This window comes from Plantibacter sp. CFBP 8775 (genome assembly GCF_014839505.1).
GTDB classification, from domain to species: Bacteria; Actinomycetota; Actinomycetes; order Actinomycetales; family Microbacteriaceae; genus Plantibacter; species Plantibacter auratus.
This window is the reverse complement of the sequence record NZ_JACYNV010000001.1, coordinates 1,427,552-1,442,704: the sequence shown is the minus strand read 5'-3', so window position 1 is coordinate 1,442,704 and position 15,153 is coordinate 1,427,552. Positions and strand designations below refer to the sequence as shown.

General features: G+C 67.4%; 13 protein-coding genes. 6 read left to right on the top strand and 7 right to left on the bottom strand.

Translation table 11 applies throughout. The features are described 5' to 3' along the window. Window positions 1-36: 36 nt before the first annotated feature. The 5 genes from IFR14_RS06870 to IFR14_RS06850 all read right to left on the bottom strand — a co-directional run bounded on the left by IFR14_RS06870 (window position 37) and on the right by IFR14_RS06850 (window position 5,886). Window positions 37-813 carry an SURF1 family protein gene (locus IFR14_RS06870; protein ID WP_137242144.1) on the bottom strand — a complete coding sequence of 259 codons (777 nt, stop codon included), beginning with the start codon at window positions 811-813 and terminating at the stop codon, window positions 37-39. 64 nt (window positions 814-877) lie between these two features. Then, entirely contained in the window at window positions 878-2,254 is a 1,377-nt protein-coding gene (locus IFR14_RS06865; protein ID WP_191940640.1) for a cation:proton antiporter, read from the bottom strand. A gap of 2 nt (window positions 2,255-2,256) precedes the next feature. Then, a complete protein-coding gene (locus tag IFR14_RS06860; protein ID WP_056008027.1) occupies window positions 2,257-2,784 on the bottom strand; it encodes a cation:proton antiporter regulatory subunit in 528 nt (175 codons plus the stop codon). A 109-nt stretch (window positions 2,785-2,893) separates the two neighbouring features. Continuing rightward, window positions 2,894-4,627: a glycerol-3-phosphate dehydrogenase/oxidase gene (locus IFR14_RS06855; RefSeq protein WP_191940639.1), complete on the bottom strand. Its 1,734-nt coding sequence runs from the start codon at window positions 4,625-4,627 to the stop codon at window positions 2,894-2,896. A 140-nt stretch (window positions 4,628-4,767) separates the two neighbouring features. Then, window positions 4,768-5,886, bottom strand: a complete 1,119-nt coding sequence (locus tag IFR14_RS06850) for a GuaB3 family IMP dehydrogenase-related protein (RefSeq protein ID WP_064296664.1) — start codon at window positions 5,884-5,886, stop codon at window positions 4,768-4,770. A 215-nt stretch (window positions 5,887-6,101) separates the two neighbouring features. Between IFR14_RS06850 and IFR14_RS06845 the strand changes: the two genes are divergently transcribed. Further along, entirely contained in the window at window positions 6,102-6,263 is a 162-nt protein-coding gene (locus IFR14_RS06845; RefSeq protein WP_161578548.1) for a hypothetical protein, read from the top strand. Window positions 6,264-6,325: 62 nt separating this feature from the next. Here the strand turns inward: IFR14_RS06845 and guaB are convergent, their stop codons facing one another. Continuing rightward, a complete protein-coding gene (guaB, locus tag IFR14_RS06840; protein WP_079705279.1) occupies window positions 6,326-7,828 on the bottom strand; it encodes an IMP dehydrogenase in 1,503 nt (500 codons plus the stop codon). 315 nt (window positions 7,829-8,143) lie between these two features. Here guaB and IFR14_RS06835 point away from each other — a divergent pair, with 315 nt between their 5' ends. The 5 genes from IFR14_RS06835 (at window position 8,144) to IFR14_RS06815 (ending at window position 13,508) form a co-directional block, all read left to right on the top strand. Beyond that, entirely contained in the window at window positions 8,144-9,361 is a 1,218-nt protein-coding gene (locus IFR14_RS06835) for a branched-chain amino acid ABC transporter permease (RefSeq protein ID WP_191941267.1), read from the top strand. A gap of 10 nt (window positions 9,362-9,371) precedes the next feature. Beyond that, a complete protein-coding gene (locus tag IFR14_RS06830) occupies window positions 9,372-10,352 on the top strand; it encodes a branched-chain amino acid ABC transporter permease (RefSeq protein WP_086474449.1) in 981 nt (326 codons plus the stop codon). Next, window positions 10,342-11,313 (top strand): ABC transporter ATP-binding protein, encoded by a 972-nt coding sequence (locus tag IFR14_RS06825; protein WP_064296668.1) that lies wholly within the window; start codon window positions 10,342-10,344, stop codon window positions 11,311-11,313. Before IFR14_RS06830 ends, IFR14_RS06825 begins: the two co-directional genes overlap by 11 nt. Further along, on the top strand, window positions 11,310-12,086 hold the full coding sequence (locus IFR14_RS06820; protein WP_064296669.1) for an ABC transporter ATP-binding protein: 777 nt from the start codon (window positions 11,310-11,312) through the stop codon (window positions 12,084-12,086). The genes IFR14_RS06825 and IFR14_RS06820 overlap by 4 nt, the downstream gene beginning before the upstream one ends. 477 nt (window positions 12,087-12,563) lie before the next feature. Further along, complete coding sequence (locus IFR14_RS06815; RefSeq protein ID WP_191940638.1) at window positions 12,564-13,508, top strand: hypothetical protein; 945 nt, start codon at window positions 12,564-12,566, stop codon at window positions 13,506-13,508. 234 nt (window positions 13,509-13,742) lie between these two features. Here IFR14_RS06815 and IFR14_RS06810 read toward each other — a convergent pair whose 3' ends face one another. Continuing rightward, window positions 13,743-15,020: an ABC transporter substrate-binding protein gene (locus tag IFR14_RS06810; RefSeq protein ID WP_079001731.1), complete on the bottom strand. Its 1,278-nt coding sequence runs from the start codon at window positions 15,018-15,020 to the stop codon at window positions 13,743-13,745. Between the last annotated feature and the right edge of the window lie 133 nt (window positions 15,021-15,153).

The window sequence follows — 15,153 nt, the reverse complement described above, 5'->3', positions numbered from 1 at the left end:
CCCCCATCTTACCCGCGGCCGCCAGGCGGCCGGACATCACTGACGGAGCGCTGCGGCCTCCTCCTCGGCGTCCTCGAGCTCCTCGATCTCGCGCTCCCAGGCGTCCTTGGCGAGCCGGAACCAGAGGAACACGGCGAAGCACGCGAAGACGACCCACTCGGCCGCGTAGAAGATGTTCAACCAGTTGAGCTGGATCTCCTGACTGGGCGCAGGCGAGGAGATGGGCTCGAGTCCGTCGACGGCGACGTCGTCCACGACGAACGCACTGAACACCCGCAGACCGTCGGCGTCGTTCCAGCGGTTCAGCAGGGCGGCGACCGACATGTTGTCGAGGTCGGTCGGTGCGGCGTCCGCTGCCGGCTCCTCCGGGCCCTCCGGCGGGTTCAGCCGCCCTTCGAGCTCGACGGCGCCGGTGGGGGCGTCCGCGTTCAACGCCTCTGCGACGCGGTCGGCGGTCTCGCGGTCCTTCGTCCAGCCGAGCGCGACCGCGAGACCGGCCTGGTCAGGGCGGTCCGTCGCGAGGTGGCCCGTCACCCAGTACCCGAGCGTGCCGTCGTTCACCCGGTTGCCCACCACGAGGTAGTCCTCCGGCACCCAGGTTCCCGACACGCTCACCCGCTGACCGGCGTCGGCCTCTCGGATGCCGACGCTCGGCTCGAGGACGTCTGCGAGCGGCCGGACCGACTCGGTCTCGGTCGGCACCACCTGCCCGGATTCGATGGCGCGTGCGAGCTGCCACTGCCCGAGCGCGGCGAACGCGCCCGCGACGGCGAGACAGAGCACGAGGACGCCGATCCACCGGGGACGCAGCATGACGGAGCGGAGCGTCGGACGGACCTGTCCGTGGTTGTCGGGGCCTGGTGCCGACGGGGCGGTGCTAGTAATCGGGCTCTCGCTTTCGTGCTGGTGGTTCCTGGTCGTTCATCGCCTGTTCGACGAGTCGGTCGATGGCCGCCTGATCGGTGTCGGCGGGCGTCGTGTCCTGGTCGTCGCCCGCACCCTCGACGAGCGCGATGGCCTCCTCCGCCGTCGTGTCGACCTGCTCCGCTCGGCGCGCTTTCCGGCGACGCGGACGCAGGATGACGGCGCCGATCTGCTCGGACCGACCGGCGACGATCGGACCCATCACGGCCATGATGAGCACATAGAGCCCGGCGAACGGCTGGATGAGCGGATTGAGACCGGCGCTCAGCGAGAGCGTCGCGAGGATGAGGGCGAACTCGCCGCGGTTCTGCAGGATGACCGCGGCGTTGATCCCAGCTTGCGGCCCGAGTCCGTTGAGCCAGGCGACGAACTGACCGGCCAGGACGTTGAGGACCACCGTCATGAGGACGGCGAGGAGGACCGGGACGAGGACGCTGCCGAACTTCGTCGCGTCGAGCGCCAGTCCGAAGTTCAGGAAGAAGAACGCACCGAACACGTCGCGCAGCGGGATCGCGATCTGCTCGATCTTGTTGCGGAACCGGGTGGCACCGAGGACCAGGCCGATGAGGAACGCGCCGATCGCGTCGGTGACTCCGAGGAGCTCGCCGATGCCGCCGAACGCGACCGCGAGGCCGAAGAACAGGATCGTGAAGAGCTCGTCGTCCTTGGTGCGGAACAGCCGCGACACGAATCGCCCGCCGAACCGCGCGATCGCGAACATCACGAGGATGAACGTGAAGGCGATCGCGAGCTTGCCGATGACGGGCCACACCTCGGTCTCGCCGCTCAGGACGACACCGACGATGGCGAGATAGATCGCGATGAAGATGTCCTCCACCACGGTGACGCCCAGGATCATCGGCGTCTCGTCGTTCGTCAGTCGTTTGAGCTCGATGAGGAGCTTCGTGACGATCGCACTCGAGCTCGTCGCCGTGATGCCGGCGATGATGAGCGCCTCCCGCGTGCCCCACCCGACCAGGAACCCGAACATCAGCCCGGCGGCCATGTTGACGAGGATGTAGGAGCCGCCGGAGACGATGAGTTTCCCGGCGTTGCCGAAGAACTCGTCCTGATCGAACTCCAGGCCGAGGTTGAACAGCAGGAGCACCAGGCCGAAGACGGCGATGAGTTCGATCTGCGCGCTGGCGAAGTCGAGCGGGAACCAGCCCGTGTACGGACTCGCGAGCAGGCCAACGAGCATGTAGACGGGGATCGACGGGAGGCCGATCAGCTTGCCGAGGCGGCCGAGGATGTAGGCGATGACGAACAGGACGCCGAGGATGAGCAGATCCTGGCCGAGGTGGGGGTTGTCGGTCGCGGCGTGCAGCATGCCTACCCTCCGGGCGGAGCGTCGACGGCGACCTTCTTGACGGCGCCCGAACGGAAGTAGGCGAAGGCCTTGGCGACCTTCTCGGGGCTGCCCGCGACGACGAGGGTGTCTCCCGGGAAGACGCGGAAGTCCGCCGCGGGGGCCGGGTTGGCGGAGTCGCCGCGCACGACGGCGACGACGGTCAGCCCGACCATGCCCTTCTCGGCGGGGTTGCCGAGCGGCTGCCCGGCGATGTGGTCTTCGTAGTCGACGGTGAACCAGTCGATGCTGAGGCCGGGGATCTGGTCGAGCGCGCTGAGCGACTCGGTGATCTGCGTGCCACCGAGGAGTTCGGCCAGCGTGTGCGCCTCGTCCTCGTTGAGCCGGAGCGACACCTTGCCGGCATCGGCACCGTCCTCGTGGTCGGCGAAGGTGATGAGGTCGCTGTGGCCGGACCGGTGGGCGATGACGCCGACCTTGCCGCCGTCGTCCGTGACGAAGGTGTGGAGCACACCGACCCCGGGAAGTTTGACCCGCCGAACATCCACCATGGCTGTACTCCTCAGGCTTGTTGTGGCAGTCCTCCTAGTCTATCCGCCACACCTGGCCCGCTCGCCCGAGGCGCCCGCAGCCGTTCCGCTGCGGGCGATCACCGCCGGTTCAGGCCCCTGGGACGATGTCCGGTGCCTCCAGGCGCACGCGGTCGGCGGCCTCGTCGTTCGGCTGCTCCTGCGAGGCCCGCTCCGCCGCGACGCGCGTGAGGTAGTACGAGACCTCCTTCTCGATGCGCTCCTCGTCCCACCCCAGGACCCCACCCATGAGCTTCGCCGCGACCGGAGCCGCCGAGACACCGCGGTCCCAGGCCTCGATGGAGATGCGGGTGCGACGGGCGAGGACGTCGTCGAGGTGGAGGGCACCCTCGTGGGAGGCCGCGTAGACGACCTCCGCCCCGATGTAGTCGTCCGCGCCCGGCAGCGCTTCGGCGAGCGTCGGGTCCTCCTTGATGAGGTCGAGCAGTTCGTCCGTCAGCACGCCGTAGCGGTTCAGCAGGTGCTCGATGCGAGCCGTGTGCACCCCGAAGGCCCGCGCGATCTTGCCACGCTTGTTCCAGGCCGCCTGGTACCCCTCGGCTCCGAGGAGGGCGATGTTCTCCGTCGCACTGGCCGGGATCTTGCCGTCGAGTGCATCCACCGCGGCGTCGATCGCGTCCTTCGCCATGACCCGGTAGGTGGTCCACTTGCCGCCGGCGATGACCACGAGACCGGGCACGGAGTGCGCGACGAGGTGCTCACGCGACAGCTTCGACGTCTGCTCCGATTCGCCGGCCAGCAGCGGACGGAGACCGGCGTAGACGCCCTCGACGTCCTCTCGGGTCAGCGGCACGGCGAGGATCGTGTTGACGTGGTCGAGCAGGTAGTCGATGTCGGCCGCGGTCGCGGCCGGGTGCGCCTTGTCGAGGTGCCAGTCCGTGTCGGTCGTGCCGATGAGCCAGTGCCGGCCCCACGGGATGACGAAGAGGACGCTCTTCTCCGTGCGCAGCAGGAGACCCATGTTCGACTGGAAGCGATCGCGCGGGACGACGAGGTGGATGCCCTTCGACGCGCGGACCTTGAACTGGCCCCGCTCCCCCACCATCGACTGCGTGTCGTCGGTCCACACCCCGGTCGCGTTGACGACCTGCTTGGCGCGGATCTCGAAGCGCTCGTCGGTCTGCAGGTCGTGCGCCTTGACGCCCACGACGCGCTGTCCGACCTTGACGAACCCCTCGACCCGTACGCGGCTCGCGACGTGCGCGCCATAGGCCGACGCCGTCCGCGCGAGTGACGAGACGTATCGGGCGTCGTCGACCTGGGCGTCGTAGTAGGTGAGTCCGCCGACGAACGCGTCCGACTTGAGGCTCGGGATCGAGGTCAGGACCTGACGCTTGGACAGGTGCCGGTGGTGCGGGACGCCTGGTGGACGGCCACCGCTCCAGCTGAAGAGGTCGTAGAGCAGCATGCCGGCGCCGATGTAGAGGCGCTCGAAGACCGGCTTGTTGAGCGGGTACAGGAAACGGACCGGCTTCACCAGGTGCGGCGCGATGCGCTGCAGCAGCAACCCGCGCTCGATGAGCGCTTCTCGGACGAGTCGGAAGTCGAGCTGTTCGAGGTAGCGGATACCACCGTGCACGAGCTTCGAGGACCGGCTCGAGGTGCCGCTCGCCCAGTCGCGTGCCTCGAGCAGACCGGTGCTCAGACCGCGCGTGACGGCGTCGAGCGCGGCACCGGTACCCACGATGCCACCACCGACGACGAGGATGTCGAGCTCTTTCGACTTCAACGCTTCGATCGCGGCGTCGCGCTCCTCCATCCCCAGCTTGGTGGAACGTGACACGTTGTTGTGGGTGGTGGCCATCGTCGAACTCCGCTCGCTGGAACCGCCCTCGCGATGATCCTGCCGGAGGCAGGTGCTCGTCCACGAGGCTCTGCCTCAGAGGCTAGTCGGCGCGATGCGACCCGACAACCGCTTGCGGAAGCGACTCGCTTCCGGCAGGGCTAGGCGCCCTGGTACGGCGCGACGACGACCTCGACCCGCTGGAACTCCTTGAGGTCGGAGTAGCCGGTGGTGGCCATCGAGCGACGGAGCGCGCCGATGAGGTTGGCCGTGCCGTCCGACTTCGGCGACGGGCCGTAGAGGATCTCCTCGAGGGTGGCGACGGTGCCGACCTCGACACGGCGTCCGCGCGGCAGGTGCAGGTGGTGCGCCTCGGCACCCCAGTGCCAGCCACCGCCGGGTGCGTCCGTGGCACGGGCCAATGCGGTCCCGAGCATGACGGCGTCGGCACCCATCGCGACGGCCTTGACGATATCGCCCGAGGTCCCGAGACCGCCGTCGGCGATGACGTGCACGTAGCGGCCGCCGGACTCGTCGAGGTAGTCGCGACGCGCACCGGCGACGTCGGCCACGGCGGTCGCCATCGGGGCGTGGATGCCGAGCGAGGCCCGCGTGGTGGAGGCGGCACCGCCACCGAAGCCGACGAGCACACCGGCCGCGCCGGTCCGCATGAGGTGCAGGGCCGCGGTGTACGTTGCCGCGCCACCGACGATCACGGGGACGTCGAGTTCGTAGATGAACTTCTTGAGGTTGAGCGGCTCCTGGTTCTTGGAGACGTGCTCGGCGGACACGGTGGTGCCGCGGATGACGAAGAGGTCGACTCCTGCGGCGACGACCGTCTCGTAGAGCTCCTGCGTGCGCTGCGGCGAGAGGGCGGCGGCGACGGTGACTCCGGCCGCGCGGATCTCGGCGAGCCGGGCGGTGACGAGTTCGGGCTTGATGGGCTCCGAGTAGATCTCCTGCATGCGCGCGGTCGCACGGCCGACCGGCAACGACCGGATCTCGGCGAGCAGCGGCTCGGGGTCTTCGTACCGCGTCCAGAGGCCCTCGAGGTCGAGGACGCCGACGCCGCCGAGCTGGCCCATCATGATCGCGGTCGTCGGCGAGACGACGGAGTCCATCGGTGCTGCGAGCACCGGGATCTCGAACTGGTAGGCGTCGATCGACCAGGATACTGAGACGTCCTGTGGGTCGCGGGTCCGCCGCGACGGGACGACGGCGATGTCGTCGAACGCGTAGGCGCGCCGTGCGCGCTTTGACCGGCCGATCTCAATATCCATGCTCACCGCACCAGCCTACCGGTCAGGTCGCACGTGGACCGTGTCCAGGGCTCACACCCAGTGGCCTGAGTGATATATATGAGGATTACTCCGCTGTCTGGGGCGGATGAGAACGGTGAAGCGAGGATCACATGGATGGTCGGTCTGGAAGCGTTCGGCGGCCCCTTCCTCGGCGGGAGGGACGTCGGAAGAGACGCTCTCGCATTCCTCAAATCATGCGGACGAGCATCTTCTTCGGCGCTGCGACGTTCGCGATCATCGCCGTGATCAACCGTTTCGATGTCGCGGCCGCTGTCCTGGGCGCGATCGTCTTGGCGCTGGTCGCCATCGCGGCGTGGGCCGTGCTGAGACGTGTCGATCACCGACTGGGGCGCTGACCTGATACGCCGACGGTCCGGCAGGCGGAAGCCTGCCGGACCGTCGGTGTTCGTGCGGGTGCCTACTTGCGGTAGTTGGGCGCCTCGACGACGATCTGCACGTCGTGCGGGTGCGACTCCTTGAGGCCCGCCGAGGTGATGCGGACGAACTTGCCCTTGGCCTTCAGCTCGCCGATGTTGCGCGCGCCGACGTAGAACATGGACTGACGCAGCCCACCGATGAGCTGGTACGCGACGGCCGACACCGGGCCGCGGTAGGGCACCTGGCCCTCGATGCCCTCGGGGATCAGCTTGTCGTCGCTCGGCACGTCGGCCTGGAAGTAGCGGTCCTTCGAGTACGAGGTCTTCTCGCCACGCGTCTGCATGGCTCCGAGCGATCCCATGCCGCGGTAGTTCTTGAACTGCTTGCCACCCACGAACACGAGGTCGCCGGGGCTCTCGTCGGTGCCGGCCAGGAGCGAGCCGAGCATGACAGTGTCGGCACCCGCGACGAGAGCCTTGGCGATGTCGCCCGAGTACTGCAGACCGCCGTCGGCGATGACCGGGACGTTCGCCTCGCGGGCCGCGAGCGACGCCTCGTAGACGGCGGTGACCTGCGGGACACCGACACCGGCGACGACGCGCGTGGTGCAGATGGAACCCGGACCGACGCCGACCTTGATCGCGTCCGCGCCGGCCTCGATGAGGGCCTGCGCGCCGGAGCGGGTCGCGACGTTGCCGCCGATGACGTCGACACCGGCGAACGCCGGGTCGGCCTTGAGCTTGCGGATGATGTCGAGCACACCGGCGCTCTCACCGTTGGCCGTGTCGACCACGATGACGTCGACGCCGGCGTCGAGCAGCTGGCCCGCACGGGACCAGGCGTCGCCGAAGAAGCCGATGGCCGCACCGACCCGCAGACGACCGGTGTCGTCCTTCGTGGCCAGCGGGTACTTCTCGCTCTTGTCGAAGTCCTTGACGGTGATGAGGCCCTTGAGTTTGCCCGCCTCGTCGACGAGGGGCAGCTTCTCGATGCGGTGCTGCGCGAGGAGCGCCATCACCGCGTTGCGGTCGGTCCCGACGGGGGCGGTCACGAGACCGGTGCTCGTCATGACCTCGCTGACGCGGGTCGTGGCCTTCTCGAACGGCGACACGAAGCGCATGTCGCGGTTCGTGATGATGCCGACGAGCACACCCTTGTCGTCGACGACAGGGAGGCCCGAGATGCGGAACTGGCCGCACAGCTCGTCGACCTCGGCGACGGTGGCGTCGGCCGTGGTGGTGATCGGGTTCGTGATCATGCCCGATTCGCTCCGCTTCACGCGGTCGACCTGTTCGGCCTGGTCGGAGATCGACAGGTTGCGGTGCAGGATGCCGATGCCGCCCTCGCGAGCCATCGCGATCGCCATGCGGGCCTCGGTCACGGTGTCCATCGCGCTCGACAGCAGCGGCGTGTTCACGGTGATCCGCTTCGTCAGGCGGGACGACGTCTCCGCCTCGCTCGGGATGACGTCGGTGTGCCCTGGCAGCAGCAGCACATCGTCATACGTGAGTCCTACGAATCCGAACGGATCAGGCTGGTCCATTTATCCCTCTCATAGCCACGAACACACCGGAGAAACGCAGACCTGCCGGTATCACCATCGTAACCGAGCAGGGCCTACCCCTATTCCACGATCCCGACAAATCGATGCGGAGAAATACGCACGGGCGAAACATGTAGGCAATAATCAGGTTCTATCGTCGAACAGCGTTGTCCGACGCAGGAGAACGGTTCACGGAAGTGGCCCGGCACTGGAGGTGCAGTGAAGTTCGCTGGAACGACCCGAAACCCGAGACTGGCACGGAGATTCGTGCTCCTCATCGCCCTGTTGTTCGGGGCCATCACCCTCACGTCCGTCATGAGCGCCGTCCCGGCTCATGCTGACGAGGTGGGCGAGGAGTACGACTTCTACTTCGCTGGGAACGTCAAGTACGACGACAAACCACTCGAAGGCGTGAACATCACGGTCGACGGCAACGGCTACAAGGCCGATGTCGACACCGACGCCGACGGCAAGTGGAAGATCGGCGTCCCCGAGAAAGGTACGTACAAGGTAACGCTCGACGAGGAGACCCTCCCGAAGGGCGTCATCGTCGCCGAGGGCGGCTCGACCATCGAGGCGAAGTTCGGCCTCACCCAATCGAAGTCCGTGAACTTCTTCCTCGGCGAGGGCGTCCGCGTCACCGTCAGCTTCTGGGATCAACTCGCAGAACGACTCGTCAACGGCTTGAACTTCGGGCTCATGCTGGCCCTGGCAGCCATCGGAGCCTCCCTGGTGTTCGGCACCACCGGACTCAGCAACTTCGCCCACGCGGAGATGGTGACCTTCGGCGCGATCATGGCGCTCGTGTTCGGGGTGTTCCTGCAATGGCCGATCTGGTTGGCCGTCATCATCGCCCTCGCTCTGAGTGCCGCGTTCGGCTTCGCGCTCGACGCCGGCATCTGGAGACCCTTGAGACGCAAGGGCGTCGGCATCGTGCAGGTGATGATCGTCTCGATCGGCCTGTCGCTGGCGCTCCGCTACGTCTTCCTCTACTTCATCGGCGGCGGGACGTTCCAGCTGCCCGGTTCGGGAGAGGAGAACATCAAGCTGTTCGGTACGGTCTCGCTCAGCGTCACCGACATGATCAGCATGGCGGTCAGCGTCGTGGTGCTCCTCGGCGTGGCCTGGTGGCTCATTAAGACGAAGACCGGCAAGGCGACGCGAGCCATCTCGGACAACCCGAGCCTGGCAGCGGCCAGCGGTATCGACGTCGACCGCGTGGTCCGCATCGTCTGGATCCTCGCAGCGACGCTCGCCGGCCTCTCCGGCATCCTGTGGGCGTACTTCCGACCGGGCATCAAGTGGGACATGGGAGCGCAGCTGCTCCTCCTCATCTTCGCGGCCATCACCCTCGGCGGGCTCGGAACCGCCTTCGGCGCCATGGTCGGCGCCCTCATCATCGGCATCCTCGTCGAGGTCTCGACGCTCTGGATCCCGTCTGACATCAAGTACGTCGGCGCCCTCGTGGTGCTCATCGCGGTGCTCCTCGTGAGACCGCAGGGCATCCTCGGACGTCGCGAGAGAATCGGTTAGGGGCACGCGCATGGACTGGGGAAGCATTCTCTCGAACACGCTCGCTTGGGTCATCAGCCCGGAGACGATCGCGTACGCGCTCGCAGCACTCGGCTTGGCCGTGCACTTCGGCTACGGCGGTCTGTTGAACTTCGGTATGGCGGGGTTCATGGCGCTCGGCGCCTATGGCTACGCCATCTCGATCCTGAGCTTCAACCTCCCGTGGTGGGCGGGCATCATCGTCGGCTGTCTGGCCTCGGTGGTCTTCGCCTTCATCCTCGGCATCCCGACCCTGCGGCTGCGGGCGGACTATCTGGCCATCGTCACCATCGCGGCGGCCGAGATCGTCCGACTCCTCTTCACGACGCAGGTCTTCGACGAGTTCACCAACTCGGCCGACGGACTCGGCAACTACCACGAGGGCTTCCGCGCGGCGAACCCGATCCCGGAGGGCATCTACGGCTTCGGCCCGTGGGAGCTCAACGCGAACCAGTGGTGGGTCCGCATCTTCGGCATCCTGCTGCTCGCCGTCGCCGCGCTCCTCGTGTTCCTCCTCATGCGCAGCCCCTGGGGCCGCGTGCTGAAGGGCATCCGTGAGGACGAGGACGCCGTGCGCGCCCTCGGCAAGAACGTGTTCGCCTACAAGATGCAGGCGCTCGTCGTCGGTGGTGTCTTCGGCGCACTCGGCGGGGTGGTGCTGGCACTCCCCTCCGCGGTCGTGCCGAGCGTGTACGTCACGAGTCTCACCTTCTTCATCTGGACGATCCTCCTCCTCGGTGGAGCCGCGACGGTCTTCGGGCCGCTACTCGGCTCGGTGATCTTCTGGGTGATCATGGCGTTCCTCTCGAACGTCCTCCCGGCGCTCGTGAAGGCGGACGTCCTGCCGTTCATGAGCTCGACGCAGGCGTCGACGCTCCGCTACGTGCTGGTCGGTGTCGCGCTCATGCTGATCGTCATCTTCAGGCCGCAAGGCATCCTCGGAAACAAGAAGGAGCTGACCTTTGTCAAGTAACAGCTCACCCACCTCGCGACCGGTCAAGACCACCGGCCTCCACGTCGGCGAGATCGTCCCGGGCGTCAAGAAGGTCGACCCGATCCTCATCGCGGACCAGGTCACCCGGACCTTCGGCGGCCTGCAGGCGGTGAACGTGGAGCACCTGGAGGTGCCCCGCAACGCGATCACCGCCCTCATCGGCCCGAACGGTGCCGGTAAGACCACGCTGTTCAACCTGCTGACCGGCTTCGACAAGCCGAACACCGGGACGTGGAACTTCGACGGCAAGAGCCTCGGGGGCGTCCCGGCGTTCAAGGTCGCCCGCATGGGTCAGGTCCGGACCTTCCAGCTGACGAAGGCGCTCGGGCTGCTCACGGTGCTCGAGAACATGAAGCTCGGCGCGACCGGCCAGACCGGTGAGGGCATCTTCTCCAGCCTGGTGAAGCCGCTCTGGCGGAAGCAGGAGGAGGACCTCGAGGTCAAGGCGATGGACCTCCTGCGTCGCTTCAAGCTCGACACGAAGCGTGACGACTACGCCGCCAGCCTCTCCGGTGGGCAGCGGAAGCTCCTCGAGATGGCGCGGGCGCTCATGAGCGACCCGAAGCTCGTCATGCTCGACGAGCCGATGGCCGGCGTCAACCCGGCGCTCACGCAGTCCCTGCTCGACCACATCCTGGCATTGAAAGACGAGGGCATGACCGTGCTGTTCGTCGAGCACGACATGCAGATGGTCCGGCACATCGCCGACTGGGTGGTCGTCATGGCCGAGGGTCGCGTCGTCGCCGAGGGTCCGCCCGACACCGTCATGGAGGATCCCGCCGTCATCGACGCCTACCTCGGGAGCCACCAGGACGTCGACCTCGGGGTCGTGACCGGCAGGATCGCCGGAGAGGACAGCGCTGCGGCCGAGGAGCTGCTCGCCGAGATCGAGGACGAACGGCTCGCGGCTGGTGCCGAGCCCGAGGAGGAGCGGAAATGAGCGACGTGAAGGGTGCGCCGGTCGGCGGCACCGCGGTCAAGACCGCCGAGATGGTCGTGGAGGTCACCGATCTGACCGCCGGGTACCTCCCCGGCGTGAACATCCTGAACAGTGCCAACCTGACCGCCCGGAAGGGCGAGCTCATCGGCATCATCGGACCGAACGGTGCGGGGAAGTCGACGCTGTTGAAGGCGATCTTCGGACAGGTGAAGGTGCGCAGCGGACAGGTGCTGCTGAACGGCGAGGACATCACGGGGCTCCGGGCGAACAAGCTCGTGGCCCGCGGCGTCGGGTTCGTCCCGCAGACGAACAACGTGTTCCCGAGCCTCACCATCGAGGACAACCTCAAGATGGGGCTGTTCCAGAAGCCGAAGCAGTACAACGAGCGCCTCGAGTTCGTCACCGGGATCTTCAGCGAACTCGGCAAGCGGCTCAAGCAGCGCGCCGGTTCACTGTCGGGTGGTGAGCGCCAGATGGTCGCGATGTCGCGGGCCCTCATGATGGATCCGCACGTGCTGCTCCTCGACGAGCCGTCCGCGGGATTGTCGCCGGTGCGCCAGGACGACGCGTTCATCCGGGTCTCGGACATCAACAAGGCCGGCGTCACCACGATCATGGTGGAGCAGAACGCACGTCGCTGTCTGCAGATCTGCGACCGCGGGTACGTGCTCGACCAGGGTCGTGACGCCTACACCGGGACGGGCCGCGAGCTCCTCTCGGATGACAAGGTGATCGGCCTCTACCTGGGCACGCTCGGCCAGGACGAGGACTGATCAGGGCGATCCCCACTCGCGGGTCGGCGGGTACTTCGGTACCCTCGAACATGCTCGTCCCGGCCGCGTGCCGAGCGACGGGCCAGAAGCCACCGGATCCCGACCGGTGAACGAACCACAACTCCTCCCTCCCCCGAGGGGCACCGTCGTACCAAGACGGCCTCCTGAGACGGGGACGGAGGAGTTGTGCATTCTCCCTCCTCCTTTCGCCAGCGCGGTGCGCTGACGCGAGCGCGGTCCTGGCGCGTGAGCGCGGGTCTCCGGAGGCGCGCGCTCACGCGCTGGACCCGCGCTCACGCCGAGTCATCACCACTGCGGCACAGCGACCCGCGCTGAGGCCGACGACCAGCGCCGGCGTCAGCGCACCGCGCTGGGCACCACTCCACCCTCGCTCCACCGCAGGCTGGATGGGAGCAGTTCTCCACATCGCTTCCACGACACGAGGTGCCGGCGGACGCGAACGGGCACGGTGAGGCGATGGAATCCTTCGATCTCAACCTGCTCCTCCGCCCGAACGGACTCCTCCTCGTCCGCGACGCACGTCGGGTCGGTGCCGAGCGCCTGGTGAGCGCCGCCCACCGCGACGGCGACCTGGTGCGTCTTCGGAAGGGCATCTACGTCCCTGAACCGATATGGAGTTCCCTGTCCCCCGATGACCGCTACCGTGTCCGGATCGATGCGGCGGCCGTCGCGCTCCGCAAGGACGCTCTGTTCAGCCACTACTCGGCAGCGCGGTTGTGGGGACTTCCGATCGTGGGTCCGTGGCCTCCCGAGGTGCACACGCTGACGACCGGTGATCGCGGAGGGCGTTCGGCACCCGGCATCATCCGTCACACGACGCAGGGCTCCGTCGCCCGACGGATGCGGTACGGGCTCGCGGTCACGGACCCGGCTCGGACCGTCGTCGATCTCGCTCGGATCGCCCGCCTCGAGGACGCCGTCGCCGTCGCCGACGCTGCCCTCCGGCTCAAGCTCACCGACGAGACGGCGCTCCGCTCGCTCGCACGAGACCTGCCGGGCCGTCGGGGAGGACGGCAGGTGCGCTTTGCGATCGAATTCGCGGACCCCCTCGCCGCGAACGGTGGCGAATCGAAGATGCGGGTCGTGATCGCGCAGCTCGGTTTCGCCCTGCCGGTGCTGCAGCAGGCCTTCTCCGACGCGGACGGACCAGTCGGCGTGGTCGATGCGGTCTGGCCGGACGAGCGCATCATCCTCGAACTCGACGGCCGGCAGAAGTATGTGCGGGAGGAGTTCACGCAAGGACGGGACGTGGCCGACATCGTCCTGGCGGAGAAGCATCGGGAGGACCGGCTGCGCGCGCTCGGCTACACCGTCGTCCGCGCCACCTGGGAGGACCTCGTCCATCCGAGCCGGCTCGCCGCGAAACTCGAGCGCGCGGGACTGCAACGCGCGTTCCGTTGACTGACCCGGGCGCCCAACTGGTCGCTGTCAGCGCGGTGCGCCGACGTGACCGCGCCGCAGGCGCGTGGGCGCGGGTCTCTGGAGACCCGCGCTCACGCGCTGGACCCGCGCTCGCGTCAGCGCACCGCGCTGGCGCCACACACGGCACACCACACGCGGGGCAGCGGGCAGAGATAGGGCCGGGCACGACGAAGGCCCCGGATCACTCCGGGGCCTCGTCAGTCGCGAGGGCGACTAGTTGGTGCGGGTGTACTTGTTGTCGTCACCGTACTGGTAGATACCGATGGTCGCCTCGGTCGGGTCACCGTTCTCGTCGAACGTGATCGGACCGGAGTTGCCGTCGTAGTCGATCTTCTTGCCGTCGGCGATGGCCTTCGCACCCTCTTCGAAGGTGGTCACCTTCTCGCCCTTGTCCTTGCCACCGGACACGGACTGGAGCTCGGCCGCCATGTCGGCACCCTCGGTCGAACCGGCCTGCAGCGCCGCGAGGGCGAGCAGGATGACGGCGTCGTAGGATTCAGCCGCGTAGCTGTAGTCCTTGAGCGGCTCGCCACCCTCGTCCTTCACGAACGCCTGGAGGCGGTCGGTGAAGTCACCGAGCTTCGCGGTGTCGAGACCGGGCAGCGTGCCCTTGGCGCCCGTCAGGGTGCCCGGAGCGAAGTCCGCGCTGTAGTCGGCGAGGTTGCCGTCGACGAAGTAGAGCTTGTCCGACGGGAAGCCGGCGAGACCGGGGACGATCGTCTTGGTCTCCTCGAACGCGATGATCGCGATCGCGTCGGGGTTCTCCGCCTTGACCGCGCTGATCTGCGCGTCGAACGAGGTGTCACCGGTGTTGTACGACTGCTCGGCGACCACTTCACCGCCGGCACTCTCGAACGCCTCCTTGGTGAACTTCGCGAGGCCGGTGCCGTACGAGTCGTTCAGGTAGATGATGCCGAGGGTGGCGTTGCCGTCCTCCGCGATCAGGTTCCCGAGGACCTCGCCCTGCAGCACGTCGGACGGCGCCGTCCGCCAGTAGAGACCGTTGTCGTCCCACGTCGTGAAGTCCGCGGAGGTGTTCGCCGGGGAGAACTGGATGACGCCTGCGCCGGTGACTTCGTCGATGAAGAGCTTCGACACACCCGAGGACGCTGCACCGATGATGGCCGTGACGCCCTCGGAGAGCAGACGGGGGACCTCGGTCGCGTACGCCTTGTTGTCGGAGTCACCCGAGTCGCCGAGCGTCAGGTCGATCTTGATGCCGAGGTCGGCGTCGTTGACCTCCTTGACCGCGAGACCGACACCGGCCTCCTCGGGCGGGCCGAGGAACGCGAGGTTACCGGTCTGCGGCAACGCCGTGCCGAGCTTCAGGGTCAGGTCGCCAGCAGGCTTGCTGCTGCTGCCGCTGTCGCCGCTACCACTCGAGGCGCAACCGCTCAGAACCAGCGCGCTGGCTCCGATCAGTGCGATGCCACCGAGAACGATGGAACGTGGGCGGGAGCGAGCGGCCGTGGCCTTCGAAAAGACGCTCATGGTACTCCTTGCTTGTCAGAAGAGTGGCAGCTCCAGGGGCTGCCGTTGAGTCAAGTTATCCGCTGCACGTGCGCTGGACAATGTCGTTGACGTTACAAGCGTGTAACACGACCAAATCGTTACCTCAGGACGG

Excerpts from the sequence above, each read along its gene's own strand:
- IFR14_RS06865 (WP_191940640.1), bottom strand. The coding sequence starts at position 2,254 with ATGCTGCACGCCGCGACCGACAACCCCCACCTCGGCCAGGATCTGCTC.
- IFR14_RS06815 (WP_191940638.1), top strand. The coding sequence starts at position 12,564 with ATGGAATCCTTCGATCTCAACCTGCTCCTCCGCCCGAACGGACTCCTC.
- IFR14_RS06860 (WP_056008027.1), bottom strand. The coding sequence starts at position 2,784 with ATGGTGGATGTTCGGCGGGTCAAACTTCCCGGGGTCGGTGTGCTCCAC.
- IFR14_RS06850 (WP_064296664.1), bottom strand. The coding sequence starts at position 5,886 with ATGGATATTGAGATCGGCCGGTCAAAGCGCGCACGGCGCGCCTACGCG.
- IFR14_RS06830 (WP_086474449.1), top strand. The coding sequence starts at position 9,372 with ATGGACTGGGGAAGCATTCTCTCGAACACGCTCGCTTGGGTCATCAGC.
- IFR14_RS06870 (WP_137242144.1), bottom strand. The coding sequence starts at position 813 with ATGCTGCGTCCCCGGTGGATCGGCGTCCTCGTGCTCTGTCTCGCCGTC.
- guaB (WP_079705279.1), bottom strand. The coding sequence starts at position 7,828 with ATGGACCAGCCTGATCCGTTCGGATTCGTAGGACTCACGTATGACGAT.
- IFR14_RS06835 (WP_191941267.1), top strand. The coding sequence starts at position 8,144 with ATGAGCGCCGTCCCGGCTCATGCTGACGAGGTGGGCGAGGAGTACGAC.
- IFR14_RS06820 (WP_064296669.1), top strand. The coding sequence starts at position 11,310 with ATGAGCGACGTGAAGGGTGCGCCGGTCGGCGGCACCGCGGTCAAGACC.
- IFR14_RS06810 (WP_079001731.1), bottom strand. The coding sequence starts at position 15,020 with ATGAGCGTCTTTTCGAAGGCCACGGCCGCTCGCTCCCGCCCACGTTCC.
- IFR14_RS06845 (WP_161578548.1), top strand. The coding sequence starts at position 6,102 with ATGCGGACGAGCATCTTCTTCGGCGCTGCGACGTTCGCGATCATCGCC.
- IFR14_RS06855 (WP_191940639.1), bottom strand. The coding sequence starts at position 4,627 with ATGGCCACCACCCACAACAACGTGTCACGTTCCACCAAGCTGGGGATG.